Source organism: Candidatus Purcelliella pentastirinorum (genome assembly GCF_028748785.1).
Lineage (GTDB): Bacteria > Pseudomonadota > Gammaproteobacteria > Enterobacterales > Enterobacteriaceae > Purcelliella > Purcelliella pentastirinorum_A.
The window spans coordinates 316,106-336,250 of the sequence record NZ_CP110496.1; the positions used below are offsets into that span (position 1 = coordinate 316,106).

Here is a 20,145-nt window from a genome sequence, read left to right on the forward strand (position 1 = left end):
ATAACTTGTATCTGAATAATTCAATATTTGATTAATATAATCAGATACATGTATCAACAAAAATCTTAAATTAATTAATTGAACAACACTTAAACTCTTATAATCTAATATATTAAATAATAATAATTGAATAAAACTAATAACATTAGAAATATTTAAGTTATCATGAAAATTTTCTTTTAATAAAAAAACATTATTAACATCAATAGTGTAAAGATTAGATAAATGAATAATTCTTAATTTTGTTTATTATTATTTTTCATAAAAACTTTTAAAATTATTTACAGCATTCTTTGTATACACTATTTTACAACAAGAAAAATTAAAATTTAAAACAAAACAACCTGGCATTATACAAATTAATATTAACATAATTAAACCTATATCTTTTTGTCCACCATTAGATCCATGATCATAACTAACACTTATAGAAAAAAAAATGATAAATAATCTAATCCAAAAAGGTGGTTTTTCTATACCAAATTTTTTATAATAATCAAGAGTAGTCATATGTATACATAAATATCTTTAATTATTACTTAAAAATTTACGCAATAATATATTGATAATACCTGATAAAAATAAACCAATAATAGGAGAAAAAAATAAAAATAATAAAATATTAATAATATCATTAGTATGCAATATATTAAAAATTGAAATGTTATTAATAAAACAATATATCAAATTAATACCAATAATAAATCCAATTAAAACATATGAGCTAGACAAAGAAAAACCAAAATACCAAGTAATAAGATCCAATATAATTGAAGATAATAAAAAAAAAAACTACTCTCAAACTATTTATAGAAATAATATCTATTAATAAATTTATTGGAAATAAATGAATTACAGAATAAACAACTGTTTAACAACCCAATAAAACACCAAAAAAATTAAATATACTAGATAAAATTATAGAAGATTTAACCTTCATAGTTTTAGTATAAATTAATTTAACAACAGAATTAGCCGTATCATGAAAACTATTAATAATTTCATAAAACAATACAAATATTAATGCAATAAAAAAAACTAAAATATTTTGTATATTATAAATAAAACATTGTTCAAACATAAAAAAACCAAAATAAATTTATACTTATTAAAACATTAAATAATAATACAAAATAAAAAAAAATAAAAAAATAATTTTAAAAACCATACCTAAAAAATAAAAAATTAATTATTAAAACTAATACTACTACAATATTTAACCATTTTAGTTAAAAAATATTTGGGTGACTAATGGGGATCGAACCCATAACCACCGGATCCACAATCCAGTACTCTACCATTTGAGCTATAGTCACCAATAATTATTATTACTTTTAAAAAATAATATTTAATCAAAAAACTCAACAATAATTAAACCTTAACCTTCTATTTCTAAAGACAATTTTTACCAAATTAAGCTAAGATCGCAAATGAAATTATTTAAAATAACAATCTTTAATTAATAATTATTTAATAAAAAATTTTTTTAAATATTTAATTATAATATTTTGATCATCAATAGTTAAATTATAATATATTGGAATACGTATTAATCTTTCACTTTCAACTGTAGTATAAACATCACTATTTACAAAACGACTAAATCTTTTAGCGACTGGAGATGTATGTAAAGGAACATAATGAAAAGAAACAATAATTTTATATTTCATTAACCAATTCACTAAAGAATAACATTTATTTCTATTTTTCATTTTTAAATAAAAAATATGTGCATTATGTTTGCAATATTTTGGAATATTAGGTAATTCTAATTTTTTATTTTCACTTAGATAAAATAATTCACTAAAATAATTATTCCATAAATTCATACGATAATTATAAATATATTTTGATGCCTTTAATTGAGCCCATAAATATGCAGCTTGTAAATTTGACATAAAATAATGTGATCCAACCCCATACCACATATAATTATTTATCTGATTTGAATTAACAATTGAACGATTAGTACCTTCTTCATATATAATATAAGATCTTTTTATTAATAAATCATCATTAATTACTATAGCTCCACCTTCACCACCAGAAGTGTAATTTTTAGTTTTATGAAAACTAAAACAACCAATATGACCTATACCACCTAAATATACATTTTTATATTTAGACATCATTCCTTGTGCAGCATCTTCTATAACATATAAATTATACTTTATAGCCACAGACATAATTAAATCCATATCACAACTAACTCCAGCATAATGAACAGCAACTATTGCTTTAGTTTTTTTGGTAATAGCTTGTTCAATAAGATTTTCATTAATATTTAAAGTATCTGGTCGAATATCAACAAATACTATTACAGCCCCTCTCAATACAAATGCATTAGCCGTGGAAACAAATGTATAACTAGACATTATAATTTCATCTCCAGATTGGACATTAATTAACAAAGCTGCCATCTCTAAAGAAGAAGTACATGAAGTAGTTAAAAACACTTTTTTAAAATTAAACTTACTTTCAAACCAATTTTCACATAATTGTATAAACTTATTATTATTATTAAATTTAATATCAAGTATAGCAGAATTGACATATTTAATTTCAGTTCCAAATATAGGTGGAATATTTAACAAAATCATATATAAGCCCTATAGATAATACAATCATTATAAATTAAATAAAAAAATAAACTTTATTTTTTTTTAAAAATATAACATATTTAAAATATAAAAAATATTTATAAAAAATAAGATTTTTATCAAAATAAAAAAATCATAATCTATGATCTTCTCATCATATCAAAAAACTCATCATTAGTTTTAGTCATAGCTAATTTATTAATCAAAAATTCCATTGCATCAATTTCATTCATAGGATGTACTATTTTACGCAAAATCCACATTTTCTGTAATTCATCAGAAGAAACTAATAATTCTTCTTTACGTGTACCAGAACGATTATAATCAATAGCTGGAAAAACACGTTTTTCAGCGATTTTACGTGATAAATGCAACTCCATATTTCCTGTACCCTTAAATTCTTCGTAAATAACTTCGTCCATTTTAGATCCAGTATCAATCAATGCAGTAGCAATAATTGTCAAACTTCCACCTTCCTCCATATTTCTAGCAGCACCAAAAAAACGTTTGGGTCTATGTAAAGCATTAGCATCAACACCACCAGTAAGTACTTTGCCTGATAAAGGAGCAACTGTATTATAAGCTCTGGCCAACCTAGTAATAGAATCTAATAAAATGATTACATCTTTTTTATGTTCAACTAAACGTTTTGCTTTTTCTAAAATCATTTCAGAAACATGAACATGTCGAGATGCAGGTTCATCAAAAGTGGATGCAACTACTTCACCATTAACTAAACGTTGCATTTCAGTAACTTCTTCTGGACGTTCATCGATTAATAAAACTATCAATACATAATTAGAATAATTATATGTAATATTTTGAGCTATATTTTGTAAAAGCATAGTTTTACCGGCTTTAGGAGGGGCTACAATTAATCCTCTCTGCCCTAAACCTATAGGTGATACCAAATCTAAAACACGTGCTGTCAAATCCTCAGTTGAACCATTACCTCTCTCCATATATAATCTAAAATTAGCATGTATAGGCGTTAAATTTTCAAATAAAATTTTACTACGCGCATTTTCAGGTTTATTATAATTAACTTTATTTACTTTTAATAAAGCAAAATATCTTTCACCATCTTTTGGAGGACGTATTTTACCAAAAATACTATCTCCAGTTCTAAGATTAAAACGACGTATTTGACTAGGAGACACATATATATCATCAGGTCCTGCTAAATAAGAACTATCAGATGAACGTAAAAACCCAAAACCATCTTGTAAAATTTCTAATACACCATCTCCAAATATATCTTCACCAGACTTAGAATGTTGTCTGAGTATTGTGAAAATAATATCCTGCTTGCGCATATGTGGCAAATTTTCCAATCCTATATTGTTACCAACTACAATTAATTCTGATACAGGAGTATTTTTTAATTCGGTAAGATTCATAATAAAAAATTCTTATTAAATCAGAAAGTTATAAATAACTACAATGTGCAGATCTATAATATTTAATATAACAAAACACTCTTATTCAGAAATATTTTAAATATATTTTAAATGAAGAAAAATATTAAAAACTATATTTTAAATTTTAAATATAAAATTTGTACTTATAATACATATTTAAATAAAAAACAAACATAAATCTCAAAAAAATAATACAAAATAAATAATTATACTATCTACTTTAATAAACCAAAATATTAAAGTAAATATTTATCTAAAAATATTTTCATTTCTTGCAGAGAAAAAGAACCTATTTTTTCTGCTACAACACATCCATTTTTAAATAATAAAGATGTTGGTATACTTTTTATCTTATATTTTTTAACAACAAGCGAATTATCATCTACATTTATTTTAGCTATAACCAAATTTATATATTCGTCAACAATTTTATCTAATACCAACGAAAAAGCCTTACATGGAGAACACCATTCAGCCCAAAAATCTACTAAAATAAAATTCAAACAACTAATAATATAATCATTAAAATTGTTATCAGTCAATTTAATAATCTTATTATAAATCATTAATAAACCTCCAAACTAATAAATAAAAATTCATATAAAAAATATTATATACAATAAATAAGAATATAATATCTGAAATATATAAAAATATATTTAATATATAAAATAAAATTAAACAATGTTTAACTATACTCTGAATATAAAATAATAACAAAAAAAAATAAAAAAATAAACTAAAATATTTAAATCATGATCAGGGACGAAGGGATTCGAACCCTTAACTACTGGTTTTGGAGACCAGTGCTCTACCAATTGAACTACGTCCCTAAAATAAATATATTTAATAAAATTAAAAACAAATACTTAAGTAAATCAAATATTTATACTTAAAATTAATATTAATTATATAAAAATTAACTTTTATCTATATAATTTACAAATAAAAATTAAAAATAAATAAAATTATAAAAATATTTTAAACAATATAATATTTAAAATATCAAATGCATATTTAAATTTAATAATTGATCACTATACTAATGACCATCGTGAATATACCTTAATATTTAATTTATTATTATTAATATTTTTATTAAAAAAATACATCATACCAGTATAAGCAATCATTGCAGCATTATCTGTACAAAATTTTTTACTTGAATAAAACGCTTTACCATTATACGATTTAAGTGAATTGGATAATTTATTACGTAAAATATCATTTGCACTAACACCGCCAACTAAAACAACACGTTTTAAACCTGTTTTCTTAATAGCACCAATACATTTATTAACTAATACATCAATCATAGCATCTTCAAAAGCTCTAGCTATATCTGCATATAACTCAGTATTATAATTGTTACTCTTCAATATATTTAAAGCAAAAGTTTTCATTCCAGAAAAACTAAAATTTAAATTATCTTTATTTAACATAGGTCTAGGAAAAATAAATTTATTAAGTTTACCATATCTGGCAATATCAGATAATAATTTACCACCTGGATATTGTAAACCTAATAACTTTGCAACCTTATCAAAAGCTTCTCCAGCAGCATCATCAACAGATTGACCTAATATTTTATAATCTCTAAAATTATTAACATAAATTAACTGAGTATGACCACCAGATACTATTAAAGAAATAAAAGGATAATCAGTAATAATACCTTCCATCATAGGTGTATGTATATGAGCTTCCAAATGATTGACAGGAATAACAGGTAAATCTAATGCAAAACCTAAAGTACAAGCAATTGTAGCACCTACTAATAAAGAACCAATCAAACCAGGCCCTGCTGTATAAGCTATTACATCAATATCAGAAAGATATAGCTTATATTCTAACAAAGAAATTTTAATAAGAGATATTATTTTCCTTAAATGATCTCTAGAAGCTAATTCTGGTACTACACCACCATATTTACTATGCAATGATATCTGACTATAAATTTTATCAAATACCAAACCTATATTACTATCATAAACAGCAACAGCTGTCTCATCACATGATGTTTCAATACCTAAAATAAACATAAAATTAATAAAATATAAATTTTAAAATAAAATTAAAACAAATATTTGAAATATATTTCATACCAAAGTATATTATTATAAACAGAAATTATCTATAAATATATAATATATTTTAAATAAGAGGTAAATAAAAAAATGCCTGTAATAAAAATTCGTGAAAATGAACCATTCGATATAGCGTTAAGAAGATTTAAACGTTCATGTGAAAAGGCTGGAATACTAGCAGAAATGCGAAAACGTGAATTTTATGAAAAACCAACTACAGAAAGAAAAAGAGCAAAAGCATCGGCAATTAAAAGATCAATGAAAAAACTAATTAGAGAAAATTCAAAAAGAATCAGACTTTATTAAAAAAAACAATTTAATTAAGATTATATTCATTAAAACAATAATGTAATAATTATATTGGTAATTAATAAACATGAATAAAATTATATCAAAAGAATTTATTACTGAATTATTATTTCAAATAGATATAGTTGAACTAATTAATGATAAAATTGGTGTTCATCAAAAAGGGAAAAATTATTCCTCATTATGCCCATTTCACAAAGAAAATTATCCTTCTTTAATAATAAACAAAGAAAAACAATTTTTTTACTGTTTTGGGTGTGGTATACATGGAAATGCTATAGATTTTTTAATGAATCATGATAACTTAAATTTTATAGAAAGTATAGAAGAATTATCTTCTATATGCAATATAAAAATACCATATAAAAAATTTAATAACAATTTACAAAAAAAAATAATAAAAAGAAAAAAAATATATGAAATATTAAAAACGATAAATATATTCTATCAAAAAAATTTACAAAATACAAAAAATGAATTAGTGAAAAAATTTTTAAAAGAAAAAGATTTAAATAATAACATAATTAAAAAATTCAATGTAGGTTTATCAACATCAGAATCAAAAGATTTAATACATTTTTTTAACTACAATAAAGAAAAAAAAAAATTACTCATAGAATCTGGAATGATGATAATAAACAAAAAAAAACAATATTATAACCACTTTAGAAATCGTATAATGTTTCCAATAAAAAATAAAACAGGTAATATTGTAGGATTTGGAGGTAGATCATTAAATAATGAAATACCAAAATATATAAATTCTCCAGAAACCAAAATATTCCATAAAAAAAAACAATTATATGGATTATATGAAATACAAAAAAAAAATAAAAAACTTAAAAAAGTAATTATAGTAGAAGGATATACAGATGTAATTACATTAACAAAATATAAGATTAATTTTACTGTAGCTTCTTTAGGAATACATATATCAAAAGAACAAATAGAAACATTGTTTAGAATAACAGATAATATTATTTGCTGTTATGATGGAGATGAAGCGGGTAAAAAAGCTACATGGAATACACTAAAATTAACATTGCCGTATATAGAAGATACAAAACAAATAAGTTTTATTATTTTACCTAAAGGAGAAGATCCAGATTCTTTAATACGTAAAATAGGCGTAATAAAATTTAAAAAAATAATCAAAAATTCTATTCCCTTATCAGAATTTTTATTCAAAAAATTATTAAAAAAAATTAAAAAAAAATATTATAATGAAATAGTAAAATTAAATGTAATAGCTTTACCACTCATAAAAAAAATACCAGGTAAAATAACAAAAACATTATTAAAACAAAAATTAAACAAAATTCAAGGGATAATATACGACCCAAAACTAGAAAAACAAATTAATATTTTATACCCCAGAAAAATAAAATTAAATTCATTCGATATACCAATAAAAACAAGATACAATATTATAAAAATATTGATTGCACTATTAATACAAAATCCAAAATTAATAAATTTAATAAATAATAAATTAAATAATAAAGAAATAAAAAAACTAAAAATACCAGGAATTAAAATATTTATACACTTAATAAAATATTGTAAAAAAAATAAAACAATCAATACAGGTCAACTATTGGAATTGTATAGAGGAAATAAATATTATAAAATAATAAATCATCTTTCAACATGGAATCATATGATAAAAAAAAAAGATCAACAACTTTTTTTAGATGACGGGTTAAAGAAAATTTATAAATTTACATTGCAAAAACAACAAAATACATTATTAAAAAAAGCAAAAACTGATGGATTAAATAAAAAAAATAAAATCACTTTATGGAATATAAATAAAACTTTAGCAAAAATAAATAATAAAACAAAATTAAATAAATAAAATATATAATCAACGGTATAATATATTAAAAACTAAAATAAAAACACGGATTATATATGATAAAACATAATCAATTACAAATAAAATTACTTGTTACTAAAGGAAAAGAACAAGGATATTTAACTTACTCTGAAGTAAACGATTATCTTACAGATGAATTTATTACTACAGAACAAATTACTGATATTATGCAAATAATTAATGATATGGGTATTCAAATTTTAGAAGAAACACCAAATACAAACGATTTAATACTAAATGAGAATAACAACGACACAGATGTTATTACAGTAACAAACAAAGTATTATCCAATGTAGAATCAGAACTAGGAAGAACAAATGATCCTGTCAGAATGTATATGAGGGAAATGGGGACGGTTTCACTTTTGACTAGAGAAGGAGAAATAGATATAGCAAAACGTATAGAAGAAGGTATAAATCAAATACAAATTTCAATAGCAGAATTTCCAGAAACAATAAAATATTTATTAACACAATACAAAAAAGTTAAAAATGGTGAAATAAAATTATCTGAACTAATAATAGGTTTTATAGACGAAAAAAAAACTTTAATAACAAATAATTTTGATAAAGAAATAATAATTAAATCAAATAAAAATTTTAATGAAAATAACAACAATGACGAAGAAAACATAATTAATCCAATGATTGCAAATAAAAAATTTCAAGAACTATATGAACAATATAAAATAACAAAAAAAATAATAAATAAAAAAGGAAGAAAACACCAAGATTCAATAAAACAAATTAAAAATTTGTCAAATATATTCAAAAAATTCAAATTAGTAACAAAACAATTTGATTATTTAATATATAATACAAAAAAAACAATAAATAAAATTAAAAAACAAGAAAAAATAATTATGAAATTATGTATAGAAAAATACAACATATCAAAAAACAATTTCATTAAATTATTTGATAACAATAAATCATATAATACATTCTTAGATCAAAAAATACTAAAAAATGAACAAATAAAAATAAATTTGCAAAATATCAAAAAAGATATAGATTTAATAAAAATAAAATTGTTAAAAATTGAACAAAAAAACGGTTTAACTATTAAACAAATTAAAAATATAAATAAAAGAATATTGATAGGAGAAAACAAAGCAAAAAAAGCAAAAAAAGAAATGATAGAAGCTAATTTAAGATTAGTAATTTCCATTGCTAAAAAATATACAAATAGAGGATTACAATTTTTAGATCTTATACAAGAAGGTAATATAGGATTAATGAAAGCAGTAGATAAATTTGAATACCGTAGAGGATATAAATTTTCTACTTATGCAACATGGTGGATAAGACAAGCAATAACTAGATCTATAGCCGACCAAGCAAGAACCATTAGAATACCAGTACATATGATTGAAACTATCAATAAATTAAATAGAATATCAAGAATAATATTACAAGAAATAGGTAGAGAACCCACACCAGAAGAACTATCAGAAAAAATGATGATACCAGAAGATAAAATCAGAAAAATATTAAAAATAGCAAAAGAACCTATATCTATGGAAACTCCATTAGGAGATGATGAAGATTCACATTTAGGAGATTTTATAGAAGATCAAACAATTAAACTACCATTAGAATCTGCAACATCAGAAAGCTTAAAAACTGCAACAAACAACGTTCTTTCAGGATTAACAGAAAGAGAAGCTAAAGTATTAAGAATGAGATTTGGAATTGATATGAGTACAGATCACACACTAGAAGAAGTAGGTAAACAATTTGATGTAACGAGAGAAAGAATACGTCAAATAGAAGCCAAAGCATTAAGAAAACTAAGACATCCAAGTAGATCTGAAATATTAAGAAGTTTTTTAGACAATTAAAATATAAAATTCAAATTAAAAATTTTAATAATTTATTTATACTAAATATACACTTTTTAAAAATAAATATATAACAGTGTTATAAAAATCTATAATAAAATTAATAAAAAATAAATAAATTATTAAAACATAATTAAAATTATATATTAATTTTCAAATAAAGAAACCTATATAAATCTATTTTATTAAAAAATAATATGAAACTAATGAAAAATAACATGTTTTCTTTCTATAGAATGAATTTGAATTTTAATTATTTCACTAATAGGATCTTCTGGACAGTGTTCTACAAAATATATCAAATCATTTAATGCTGCATTTCCACAATCTAAATGAGCATAAATTAACCCCCTATCCCTTATTTCATAAGGATCTTCTGGGCTTAATTTTAATAATAAATTACTAATATTTAATGCTTCTTCCATTTTCTTTTCTTCCATTAACGCTCCTTTTAAAATATTAAAAATTTTTCGTATTACATTAAAAGAATCAGCTTTAGACAAATAATTATCATGTAAAGTAGCAAAAAAACTAACATTACCCTTTAACCATAATTCTAAAACATGTCTACTCAAAATATCTCCATTAAAAGGATTTATATATAATATTTTCCCATCAGAAAAATCAAATCTTAAAATTAATTGAGTGGGAAAAATTACAGGATTCAATGATATAGAAAATTTCTGCGCGATATGCAATAATAAAATTCCTAAAGAAATAGCTGTTCCTTTGCGAGAAAAAATTACCTTATCTATTAATAAAACCTCTGAAAGTATATATATACCATCAGCACTTCGAAAATTCCATTTTTTATAAAATAATTTAAGTAAAATTTTTAATTTATCATATTCATTATTTACAATATAATTACTAAAATAAATATTAGCTTCACTTTCTAAAATATTCAACTTATCAAAAGTATCATTAATAAAACAATCTGTACGAATAACACATAAAATTTTTATTACAGCTTCACAAATTGATATTTTAGAAAAATCAAAATCAAACGCAAATTTCATATATCAACTCCCATAATGCTATTATATAAAATAACAATTATAAATAAAAATAGCAAATACAAGAAAATACTTTAAAAAAATAAAAAATACTTTAAAACAAATAAAATAAAAATTAATTTATTTCTTTTATTTATAGTTATAAAATAATAATTTTTATTAAAATATAATATTTATTAACTGATACTGTTTATAACAATAAAAAACTATATTTATAGTATATACAAACCAAATAAAATAAAAATATTTATAACAAAAAATAATTAATTTACATAAAGCATTTAAATTAATGAAATGAATTTCATAAATTATAAAAATTAATATTAAAAAAACTAAATAAATTAATAAAATTAATTTTTTTTTTATAATTACTAAAAATTTTAAAATATCAATATTTCATACCTAAAGTAACACGATCATGACCATGATAATCTTTAAAAGTAAAAATATTTATAAAATTATTTTCATAAAAAATATCTTGTACAATTTTTTTTTGATTATAACCATGTTCTAATAACAACCAACCATTATTATATAAATATTTGCTAGAATTATTAATTATAAATTCTATATCATATATACCATCATGTTTAGAAAACAAAGCATTATATGGTTCAAACTTCAAACTATTATTACAATCAATGTCATTAATTGATAAATAAGGAGGATTACTTATAATATATTCAAATTTAATTGAATCAAATATAAAATACCAATCACTTAAAAAAAAAGAAATGTTATTTAACTTTAATAACATTGAATTATATTTAGCTAATCTAATTGAATTAATAGAACTATCTATTGCTATAATATTACTAGAAGGTCTTTCTTTAGCTATAGCCAAACTTATAGCACCAGAACCAGTACCTAACTCTAATATTTTACCATTATAATTAATTGGTAACATATTTAATAATTTTTCAACTAAAATTTCAGTTTCAGGACGAGGTATAAATACATAATTATTTAACATTAAAGATAAAGACCAAAATTCACATTCTTTAACAATATAACAAACAGGTTCACCTATACATAACCTATCAATACATTTTTTCAAACTTTTAATTTGATATGAATTTAACAAATAATCATCATGCAATAACAACCATTTTTTGGATCTACCAGTCACATAAATAAGAAATATCTCCGCATAAAATTTAGGATTATAATATGATATTAATGGTATTACACTGGATAACCATGAACTAATTTTCATCAATAATATTCAATCAACAAATTTATCAGAATTATATTTAAGCAATATAGGTTCAATCAACAAATCTAATTTACCAGACATAATTTCATTTAATTGATACAAAGTTAAATTAATACGATGATCAGTAACTCTACCATGATGAAAATTATAAGTTCTATTTCTATCAGATCTATCTCCAGTACCTAATAAAGAACGTCTTGTAGCATCTCTATTAGCACGTAATTTAGCAATTTTAATTGCATTAATTCTAGCATACAAAACAGATAATGCCTTAGCTTTATTTTTATGTTGAGAACGTTCATCTTGACATTCTACGGTAATACCAGTAGGTAAATGTGTAACTCTAACAGCTGAATCTGTTGTATTCACATGTTGTCCTCCAGCACCAGAAGACCGATAACTATCTACTTTAATATCATTAGAATTAATCTTTAAAATTTCATTATTAGAAGACTCTGGCATTACTGCTACAGTACAAGTTGAAGTATGTATCCTACCTTGAGATTCAGTTGCTGGAACTCTTTGAACTCTATGTCCTCCAGATTCAAATTTCAATCTACCATAAGCACCTTTACCAATAACCTTAAAAATTATCTCTTTATAACCATTTAAATCAGAATTACAGATACTAATAAATTTAATATTCCAATTATATAATTCAACATATTTATAATACATTTTAAACAATTCTTTTGCAAAAATAGCCGCTTCATTTCCACCAGTAGCTGCTCTAATTTCAATAAAACAATTAAATATATCTTCTCGACAATTGGGAATAAGTAATAATTTAATTTTATTTTCAATAATTTTAATATAAGAATAATTTTTTTTAAGTTCTTCTTTAGCTAAATCAAACATTTCATCATCACTTAAAAATGATTTAATAACTTTTATATCTTTTTGTATCTTTTCCCAAATTAAAAAATAATTTACTATTTCACCTAATTTATAATATTCCTTAGACAATTTTTTATATATATTCTTATTATTTATTATTTTAATTTTATTTAAATCATTTTCAATTTCTTTATAACGATGTTTTATAACAATTAGTTTAGAAATAATAGAATTTTTCATGAATAAATTTTATATTTAAATTTAAAAAATAATAAATAATAATTTTAAATTAAAATTATATATTAAAATATATAACTATCAAATAAAAATTAAAACAAATAAAACTAAAAAATTAATTTATTTGTTTTTTTAACTCAAATAAAAAATTTATCCATAATCATTTTATACATATATTAAAAATATTAAAAAAAAATAAATTAAATATTTCATAAATAAATTTATCAATAAATTATTAATTACATATTTTTACATGATATAATCAACAAAAAAAAATTATAAAATTAATAAAATAAATAAAAAAATAACAATAATAAAAAAAATATGAGGTGATTTATTTGTGCCTAATATGAAACTATTTTCAGGAAATGCTATACCTAAATTAGCCCAACTAATAGCTAAAAGACTAAATACAACTTTAGGAAACGCAATAGTAAGTCGTTTTAGTGATGGAGAAATAAGTGTACAAATAAATGAAAATGTAAGAGGAGATGATATATTTATTATACAATCAACTTGTGCTCCTACCAATGATAATATAATGGAATTAGTTGTAATTGTAGATGCTTTAAGAAGAGCATCTGCAGGAAGAATAACAGCAGTTATACCATATTTTGGATATGCTAGACAAGATAGAAGAGTTAGATCTGCCAGAGTTCCGATAACAGCAAAAGTTGTAGCAGATTTTCTATCAATAGTCGGTGTAGACAGAGTATTAACAGTAGATCTACATGCAGAACAAATTCAGGGATTTTTTGATATTCCAGTAGATAATGTATTCGGTAGTCCTATTTTAATAGAAGATATATTACAAATAAATTTAGAAAATCCAATAGTAGTATCACCAGATATAGGTGGAGTTATGCGTGCTAGAGCAATTGCTAAATTACTCAACGAAACAAACATGGCAATAATTGATAAAAGAAGACCAAAATCAAAAAATATATCACAAGTTATGAATGTTATAGGTGATGTAAACAAACGAAATTGCATACTAATAGATGATATGATAGATACAGGAAGTACATTATGCAAAGCTGCTAATGCATTAAAAAAAAGAGGTGCAAAACACGTATATGCATATGCAACACACCCTATTTTTTCTGGAAATGCAAAAAAAAATATTATAAATTCATCTATAGATGAAATAATAGTATGCGATACTATACCATTAAATAAAAATATCAAAAAAATATCAAAAATACGAACATTAACTTTATCAGGAATGCTTGCAGAAGCTATAAGAAGAATAAATAATAATGAATCTATATCAGCTATGTTTGAATATTAAAAAATAAAAAAATTTTTTAATAAAATAAATTAAATAAAACTTAATAAATCATATATATGAAACTTATCGTAGGATTAAATAATAATAATTTGAAATATAAAAATACAAGACATAATATTGGATCATGTTTTGTTAAAAAATTAGCTAAAACATATAAAAAGAAATTTAAAATAAAAAAAATGTTTTTAGGTAAAATAAGTAAAATAAAAATAAATAAAAAAAATACATATTTATTAATTCCAAATACTTATATAAATTTAAGTGGAAATTCAGTATTACCATTTATAAAATATTATAAAATTAAAAAAAAAAATATAATAATTGTACATGATGAATTAGATTTAACCCCGGGAATAGCTAAATTTAAAAAAGGTATAAATTATTGTGGACATAACGGAATAAAACATATAGCACAAACAATAAAATATAATAAATTTTATAGATTAAGAATAGGAATAGGACATCCAGGAAAAAATAATGATATAAATAAATTTGTATTAAACAAACCTGAAAAAAAAGAAAAAAAACTAATAAACAATGCAATAAAAAAAGCAATAAAATCTATAAAAATATTAATAAAAAAAAATATAATAATAGCTATGAATGAATTACACAATTATAAATAAATAATTTACAAATAAAAAAAAATAATTAATAAATATTTTTAACTATTTCTAATAAATCAGTTTTAATAACACGTTTCATATTCTTTATAGTATCAATAATATCATAATGTATTATTTCATCATTCTTTATTGCAATACATTTACCACTATGCCCATTCAATAATAATCCAATAGAATAAACTCCCATACGAGAAGCTAAAATACGATCATAAGCAACAGGACTACCACCACGTTGAATATGTCCTAAAACAGTAGTTCTAGTCTCACATTTAATTTCATTACCAAGAAATACAGCTAATTTATTAATATTACAAACATGTTCCGTTATTAAAACAATAGCATGTTTTCTACCATTGATTATACTTAATTTAATCCTATTAACTAATTCTTCAGGAAAATAATCTACTTCAGGTAAAATAACAAATTCACAACCTCCAGCTACAGAAGCTGCTAAAGTTAAATCACCACAATAACGACCCATAACCTCTACTATAAATATGCGTTGATGAGAAATAGAAGTATCTCGCAATTTATCTATAGCTTCAACTATTGTTTCTAAAGCCGTAAAATAACCTATAGTATAATCAGTACCTGCAACATCATTATCTATTGTTCCTGGCAAACATACACAAGGAAAACCCATTTTAGATATACTCATTGCTCCAGCATAAGAACCATCTCCTCCTATAACTATCAAAGCATTGATACCAACATCTTTCATATTATTTATAGCTTTTTCACGTATACTTTTATTAAAAAAACCAGAATATCTAGTAGAACCTAATATAGTTCCACCTTTACTTATAATATCAGATACATGATCTAAATTTAAATTAATCATACGATTCTCATATAAACCTAAGAAACCATCATAAACCCCAAAAATATCACATTTAGCTTTAAAAGCTGCATAAACGATACTTCTTATTGCAGCATTCATTCCTGGAGAATCTCCACCACTAGTTAATATAGCAATTTTATTTATCATTAAAACCTCATAAAAATAAAATAATTAAATTTTTAATATTTTATTATCAAAAATAACTTAATTAATCATATTTAAAATATATGACAATTATATTTAATAAAATATTAATTTAATAATAAAAAAAAATTAAAATTAAATCAAACATACATTAAAAAAACAAAAAGAATAAATAATATTCTTTTTTTCTAAAAAATAATAAATATTATTAATATAATTACTAAGAAATTGAACACTAAAAGAATTATTTATTCTATTTGTAAAAATATTATTAACAAAAACATTTAAATGTTCAATAATAAAAGACAAAACATTTTCACTATTATTAAACCAATATAAATTTACATACTTTAAATGTGCTAATTTTATAGCTTTATCTACAGCACTATCAAAATCTCCTAATTCATCAATCAGTCCATTAACCTTCGCTTCTTTACCTAACCAAATACGCCCGTTAGCAATTTTATTAATTTGACAAAAAGTTTTATTTCTAGATAATGCAACCAATTTAATAAAATTATTGTATTTATGTAATATATTTAACTGAATAATTTGTTTTACTTTAACAGGTAAAGAACGAAAAATAGAAACATCAGACAATACAGATGTAGAAACACCATCACTATTAATGCCAATAGAATGCAATGATCTATCTAAAGTATTTAAAACACCAAAAACACCAATAGATCCAGTAATAGTACTTTTATCACCAATAATATAATTAGATGTAGTTGTAATCCAATACCCTCCAGAAGCAGCCATACCTCCCATTGATATAATTAATGGTTTTCCTGTGGACTTCAATGTCAATAATTCATTATATATTTTCTCAGAAGCGGAAACACTACCACCAGGACTATTAATTCTTAATATTATTGCTTTTATACTATTTGTTAATCTAGCATAACGTATTTGATTAATAATTAAATCACAATTAGATACACCTAGGGTGGACTTAACATCAGAAATTATTCCATTAATAATAATAACAGCTACATTATAAGAAATATTAGACTTATTAGTCTTAGGATAATAATCATAAATATCAATAAAATTATAAGTTTTGGTTTCTTTGTTAATCCCAAAAATTTTTTCAAAAGATTTTTCAACTAATGTCCTAGATTTAATAACATCTATTAATCCCAAATATTTAGCATATTTTGCATAATCACCATTTACTATTTTTAATTTAAATAACATATCATTTATATTAGGAAATACCTTATGTACATTAATATGCCTATTTCTAGATATAGTTAACAAATAATTTCTCCATAAACTATTCATTAAATTATTATATATCTTCTTAGAAGAAATACTCATATTATTATACATAAATGGTTCAACTGCTGATTTATAAATACCAGCACGAAAAACATGAGTATTAATCTTTAATTTATTTAAAAAATCTTTATAATATAAATTATAACTAGAAAAACCATGTAAATTCACGATACCTTCTGGAGATAAATATATTTTATTCGAAAAACTAGCTAAAAAATATTGTGTTTGAGTATAATTATCTCCTAAAGCATATATATATTTACCTGATGATCTAAATTCCATTAAAACTTTTCCTAAATAATGTAAAGAAGATAAATCAGCACCCAAAAAATCTTTTAAATCAAGAACAATACCCTTAATAGAACAATCTACTTTAGCTAAACGAATACTATTAACAATATTAAACAAAGAATTTTCTTTTAAAATAACATCATTATTTTTCAAAAATATATGAAAAAATTTATTAAATTTATTACTATTTATAGGTTTGTCAATTAAATTACCAACTAAATTTATTCTTAACGCTTTAAACTTACCAGTATTAGACATATTTAAAAAATTAGTATAGAAAAAAAACATAAATACTAATAAAACAATAGAAATAAATAAAAAATTAAAAATACAAATACGAATAAAAGATAAAAATTTTAATAACCTTTTAACAAAATATACAATATTTTGTATAAAAAAAACAAACATATCATCTCCAAAATGCTATTTTTATTTTATAATTTTAATTAAATAAAATTTAATTCTAAAACTATTATCTGATAATTTAATTTCAATTTTAACATAAATACATTAATATAATAAAAACAATTAAAACATTAAAAATCAAATATTATAAATTAAATAAAAAAATTTATATTATATCAATAATGAAAAAAATTATAGTAACTTGTGCTTTACCTTATGCAAATGGATCATTACATTTAGGACACATATTAGAACACATACAAGCTGATATATGGGTAAGATATCAAAGAATGATAGATAATCAAGTATGGTTTATATGTGCAGATGATGCTCATGGAACACCTATTATGCTAAAAGCTAAAAACATACAATTACCACCAGAAACATTAATAAAAAAAATACATAAAGAACATAAAACAGATTTTAAAAATTTTAATATAATCCATGATAATTATCATTCAACACACAGTTCAGAAAATAAAAAAACATTAGAAAAAATATATAATATATTAAAAAAAAAAAAATATATTAAAAAAAAAAGGACTTCACAATTTTTTGATATAAAAGAAAAAATGTTTTTACCTGATAGATTTGTAATAGGTACTTGCCCTAAATGCAAAACAAAAAATCAATATAGTGACAATTGTGAAATATGTGGATCAACTTACTCATGCAAAGAAATAATAAATCCAAAATCAACCATATCAAATAGTATACCAATACTAAAAAATTCAACACATTATTTCTTTAATTTACCGATTTTTTCAAAAATGTTAAAAAATTGGATAACTTCAGGTACACTAAACAAAAATGTATCAAATAAAATTTTAGAATGGTTCAAAATTGGACTTAAAAAATGGAATATCTCAAGAGATGCACCTTATTTTGGATTTAAAATACCAAAAACAAATAAATATTTTTATGTATGGTTAGATGCAACAATTGGATACATTAGTACATTCAAAAATCTATGTAAAAAAAATAAAAATATAAATTTTAATGAATTCTGGAACAAGAATACAAAAACAAAACTATATCATTTCATAGGAAAAGATATCGTTTATTTTCACAGTCTATTTTGGATAGCAATACTAGAAGGATGTAAATTAAGAAAACCAAATAAAATATTTATACATGGACATTTAACTATAAATAAAATAAAAATGTCTAAATCAAAAAAAACACATATAAAAGCAAAAACATGGTTAAAAAACTTTAATTCTGATAGTCTAAGATACTATCTTGCAAGTAAATTATCACATAAATTAGAAGATATTGATTTAAATTTAATAGATTTTAAAAAAAAAATAAATAATGATATTGTTAACAAATTAATAAATTTAGCCTACAGAAACCTAAAATTTATTCATAAACTATATAATAATAAATTATCTAAAACACTAGATAATAATAATTTATATGCAACTTTCGTAAAAAAATCCAAACATATTCTAAAATATTTTAATAATTGTAATTTCTCAAAAATAACAAAAAAAATAATGAAACTCACAAAAAAAGCTAATTACTACATAGACCAACAAAAACCATGGAAATTAGTAAAAACCTCAAAAAACAAAAATAAAGTACATGAAATATGTACAACAGGAATAAATCTATTTAAAATACTAATGACATTATTAAAACCAATATTACCTAAATTATCAAATAAGATAGAAAAACTTCTCAATACAAATTTAACATTTAAAAATATTAATAAACCACTACTTAACCACAAAATTAAAAACCCCAAAAAATTATTTAATAGAATTAAAAATAATCAAATAAACAATTTATTAAAAAACAACAAAATTTAATAA

At 21.7% G+C, this 20,145-nt stretch carries 18 protein-coding genes and 2 tRNA genes; 6 read left to right on the top strand and 14 right to left on the bottom strand.

What is annotated here, in order from left to right:
* Window positions 1-252: 252 nt before the first annotated feature.
* The 9 genes from ONB71_RS01575 to tsaD form a co-directional block, all read right to left on the bottom strand.
* Window positions 253-510, bottom strand: coding sequence for a hypothetical protein (locus tag ONB71_RS01575; RefSeq protein WP_274360411.1), 258 nt, complete (start codon window positions 508-510; stop codon window positions 253-255).
* 18 nt (window positions 511-528) lie between these two features.
* Window positions 529-765: an inorganic phosphate transporter gene (locus tag ONB71_RS02445; protein ID WP_416053573.1), complete on the bottom strand. Its 237-nt coding sequence runs from the start codon at window positions 763-765 to the stop codon at window positions 529-531.
* Between the two features lie 106 nt (window positions 766-871).
* Window positions 872-1,081: a hypothetical protein gene (locus ONB71_RS01585; RefSeq protein ID WP_274360413.1), complete on the bottom strand. Its 210-nt coding sequence runs from the start codon at window positions 1,079-1,081 to the stop codon at window positions 872-874.
* Window positions 1,082-1,243: 162 nt separating this feature from the next.
* Window positions 1,244-1,316, bottom strand: a tRNA-His gene (locus tag ONB71_RS01590).
* 150 nt (window positions 1,317-1,466) lie between these two features.
* Window positions 1,467-2,600 carry a dTDP-4-amino-4,6-dideoxygalactose transaminase gene (rffA, locus tag ONB71_RS01595; protein ID WP_274360414.1) on the bottom strand — a complete coding sequence of 378 codons (1,134 nt, stop codon included), beginning with the start codon at window positions 2,598-2,600 and terminating at the stop codon, window positions 1,467-1,469.
* Window positions 2,601-2,740: 140 nt separating this feature from the next.
* The gene (gene rho / locus ONB71_RS01600; protein WP_274360415.1) at window positions 2,741-4,000 is read right to left on the bottom strand and encodes a transcription termination factor Rho; all 1,260 of its coding nucleotides are present in this window, start codon (window positions 3,998-4,000) and stop codon (window positions 2,741-2,743) included.
* A 257-nt stretch (window positions 4,001-4,257) separates the two neighbouring features.
* The gene (locus tag ONB71_RS01605) at window positions 4,258-4,587 is read right to left on the bottom strand and encodes a thioredoxin family protein (RefSeq protein ID WP_416053574.1); all 330 of its coding nucleotides are present in this window, start codon (window positions 4,585-4,587) and stop codon (window positions 4,258-4,260) included.
* 194 nt (window positions 4,588-4,781) lie between these two features.
* Window positions 4,782-4,854, bottom strand: a tRNA-Trp gene (locus ONB71_RS01610).
* A 204-nt stretch (window positions 4,855-5,058) separates the two neighbouring features.
* Entirely contained in the window at window positions 5,059-6,063 is a 1,005-nt protein-coding gene (gene tsaD / locus ONB71_RS01615; protein ID WP_274360416.1) for a tRNA (adenosine(37)-N6)-threonylcarbamoyltransferase complex transferase subunit TsaD, read from the bottom strand.
* A gap of 135 nt (window positions 6,064-6,198) precedes the next feature.
* Between tsaD and rpsU the strand changes: the two genes are divergently transcribed.
* From rpsU to rpoD, 3 genes are all read left to right on the top strand, one after another.
* The gene (rpsU, locus tag ONB71_RS01620) at window positions 6,199-6,414 is read left to right on the top strand and encodes a 30S ribosomal protein S21 (RefSeq protein WP_274360417.1); all 216 of its coding nucleotides are present in this window, start codon (window positions 6,199-6,201) and stop codon (window positions 6,412-6,414) included.
* A gap of 70 nt (window positions 6,415-6,484) precedes the next feature.
* Entirely contained in the window at window positions 6,485-8,275 is a 1,791-nt protein-coding gene (gene dnaG, locus ONB71_RS01625) for a DNA primase (protein WP_274360418.1), read from the top strand.
* Between the two features lie 56 nt (window positions 8,276-8,331).
* The gene (gene rpoD, locus ONB71_RS01630; RefSeq protein ID WP_274360419.1) at window positions 8,332-10,140 is read left to right on the top strand and encodes an RNA polymerase sigma factor RpoD; all 1,809 of its coding nucleotides are present in this window, start codon (window positions 8,332-8,334) and stop codon (window positions 10,138-10,140) included.
* Between the two features lie 203 nt (window positions 10,141-10,343).
* Here rpoD and ONB71_RS01635 read toward each other — a convergent pair whose 3' ends face one another.
* The 3 genes from ONB71_RS01635 to prfA form a co-directional block, all read right to left on the bottom strand.
* Window positions 10,344-11,159 carry a transglutaminase family protein gene (locus ONB71_RS01635; RefSeq protein ID WP_274360420.1) on the bottom strand — a complete coding sequence of 272 codons (816 nt, stop codon included), beginning with the start codon at window positions 11,157-11,159 and terminating at the stop codon, window positions 10,344-10,346.
* 385 nt (window positions 11,160-11,544) lie between these two features.
* Window positions 11,545-12,372 (bottom strand): peptide chain release factor N(5)-glutamine methyltransferase, encoded by an 828-nt coding sequence (gene prmC, locus ONB71_RS01640; RefSeq protein WP_274360421.1) that lies wholly within the window; start codon window positions 12,370-12,372, stop codon window positions 11,545-11,547.
* 9 nt (window positions 12,373-12,381) lie between these two features.
* Entirely contained in the window at window positions 12,382-13,449 is a 1,068-nt protein-coding gene (gene prfA / locus ONB71_RS01645) for a peptide chain release factor 1 (RefSeq protein ID WP_274360422.1), read from the bottom strand.
* A gap of 337 nt (window positions 13,450-13,786) precedes the next feature.
* Here prfA and ONB71_RS01650 point away from each other — a divergent pair, with 337 nt between their 5' ends.
* Together ONB71_RS01650 and pth are read left to right on the top strand one after the other, a co-directional pair.
* The gene (locus tag ONB71_RS01650) at window positions 13,787-14,737 is read left to right on the top strand and encodes a ribose-phosphate pyrophosphokinase (protein ID WP_274360423.1); all 951 of its coding nucleotides are present in this window, start codon (window positions 13,787-13,789) and stop codon (window positions 14,735-14,737) included.
* A gap of 56 nt (window positions 14,738-14,793) precedes the next feature.
* A complete protein-coding gene (gene pth / locus ONB71_RS01655) occupies window positions 14,794-15,363 on the top strand; it encodes an aminoacyl-tRNA hydrolase (protein WP_274360424.1) in 570 nt (189 codons plus the stop codon).
* Between the two features lie 25 nt (window positions 15,364-15,388).
* Here pth and pfkA read toward each other — a convergent pair whose 3' ends face one another.
* Both pfkA and sppA read right to left on the bottom strand, forming a co-directional pair.
* Window positions 15,389-16,351 (bottom strand): 6-phosphofructokinase, encoded by a 963-nt coding sequence (gene pfkA, locus ONB71_RS01660; protein ID WP_274360425.1) that lies wholly within the window; start codon window positions 16,349-16,351, stop codon window positions 15,389-15,391.
* A 132-nt stretch (window positions 16,352-16,483) separates the two neighbouring features.
* Window positions 16,484-18,331 carry a signal peptide peptidase SppA gene (sppA, locus tag ONB71_RS01665; protein ID WP_274360426.1) on the bottom strand — a complete coding sequence of 616 codons (1,848 nt, stop codon included), beginning with the start codon at window positions 18,329-18,331 and terminating at the stop codon, window positions 16,484-16,486.
* A 179-nt stretch (window positions 18,332-18,510) separates the two neighbouring features.
* Here sppA and metG point away from each other — a divergent pair, with 179 nt between their 5' ends.
* Window positions 18,511-20,142 carry a methionine--tRNA ligase gene (gene metG, locus ONB71_RS01670; protein ID WP_274360427.1) on the top strand — a complete coding sequence of 544 codons (1,632 nt, stop codon included), beginning with the start codon at window positions 18,511-18,513 and terminating at the stop codon, window positions 20,140-20,142.
* The last annotated feature ends 3 nt before the right edge of the window (window positions 20,143-20,145 follow it).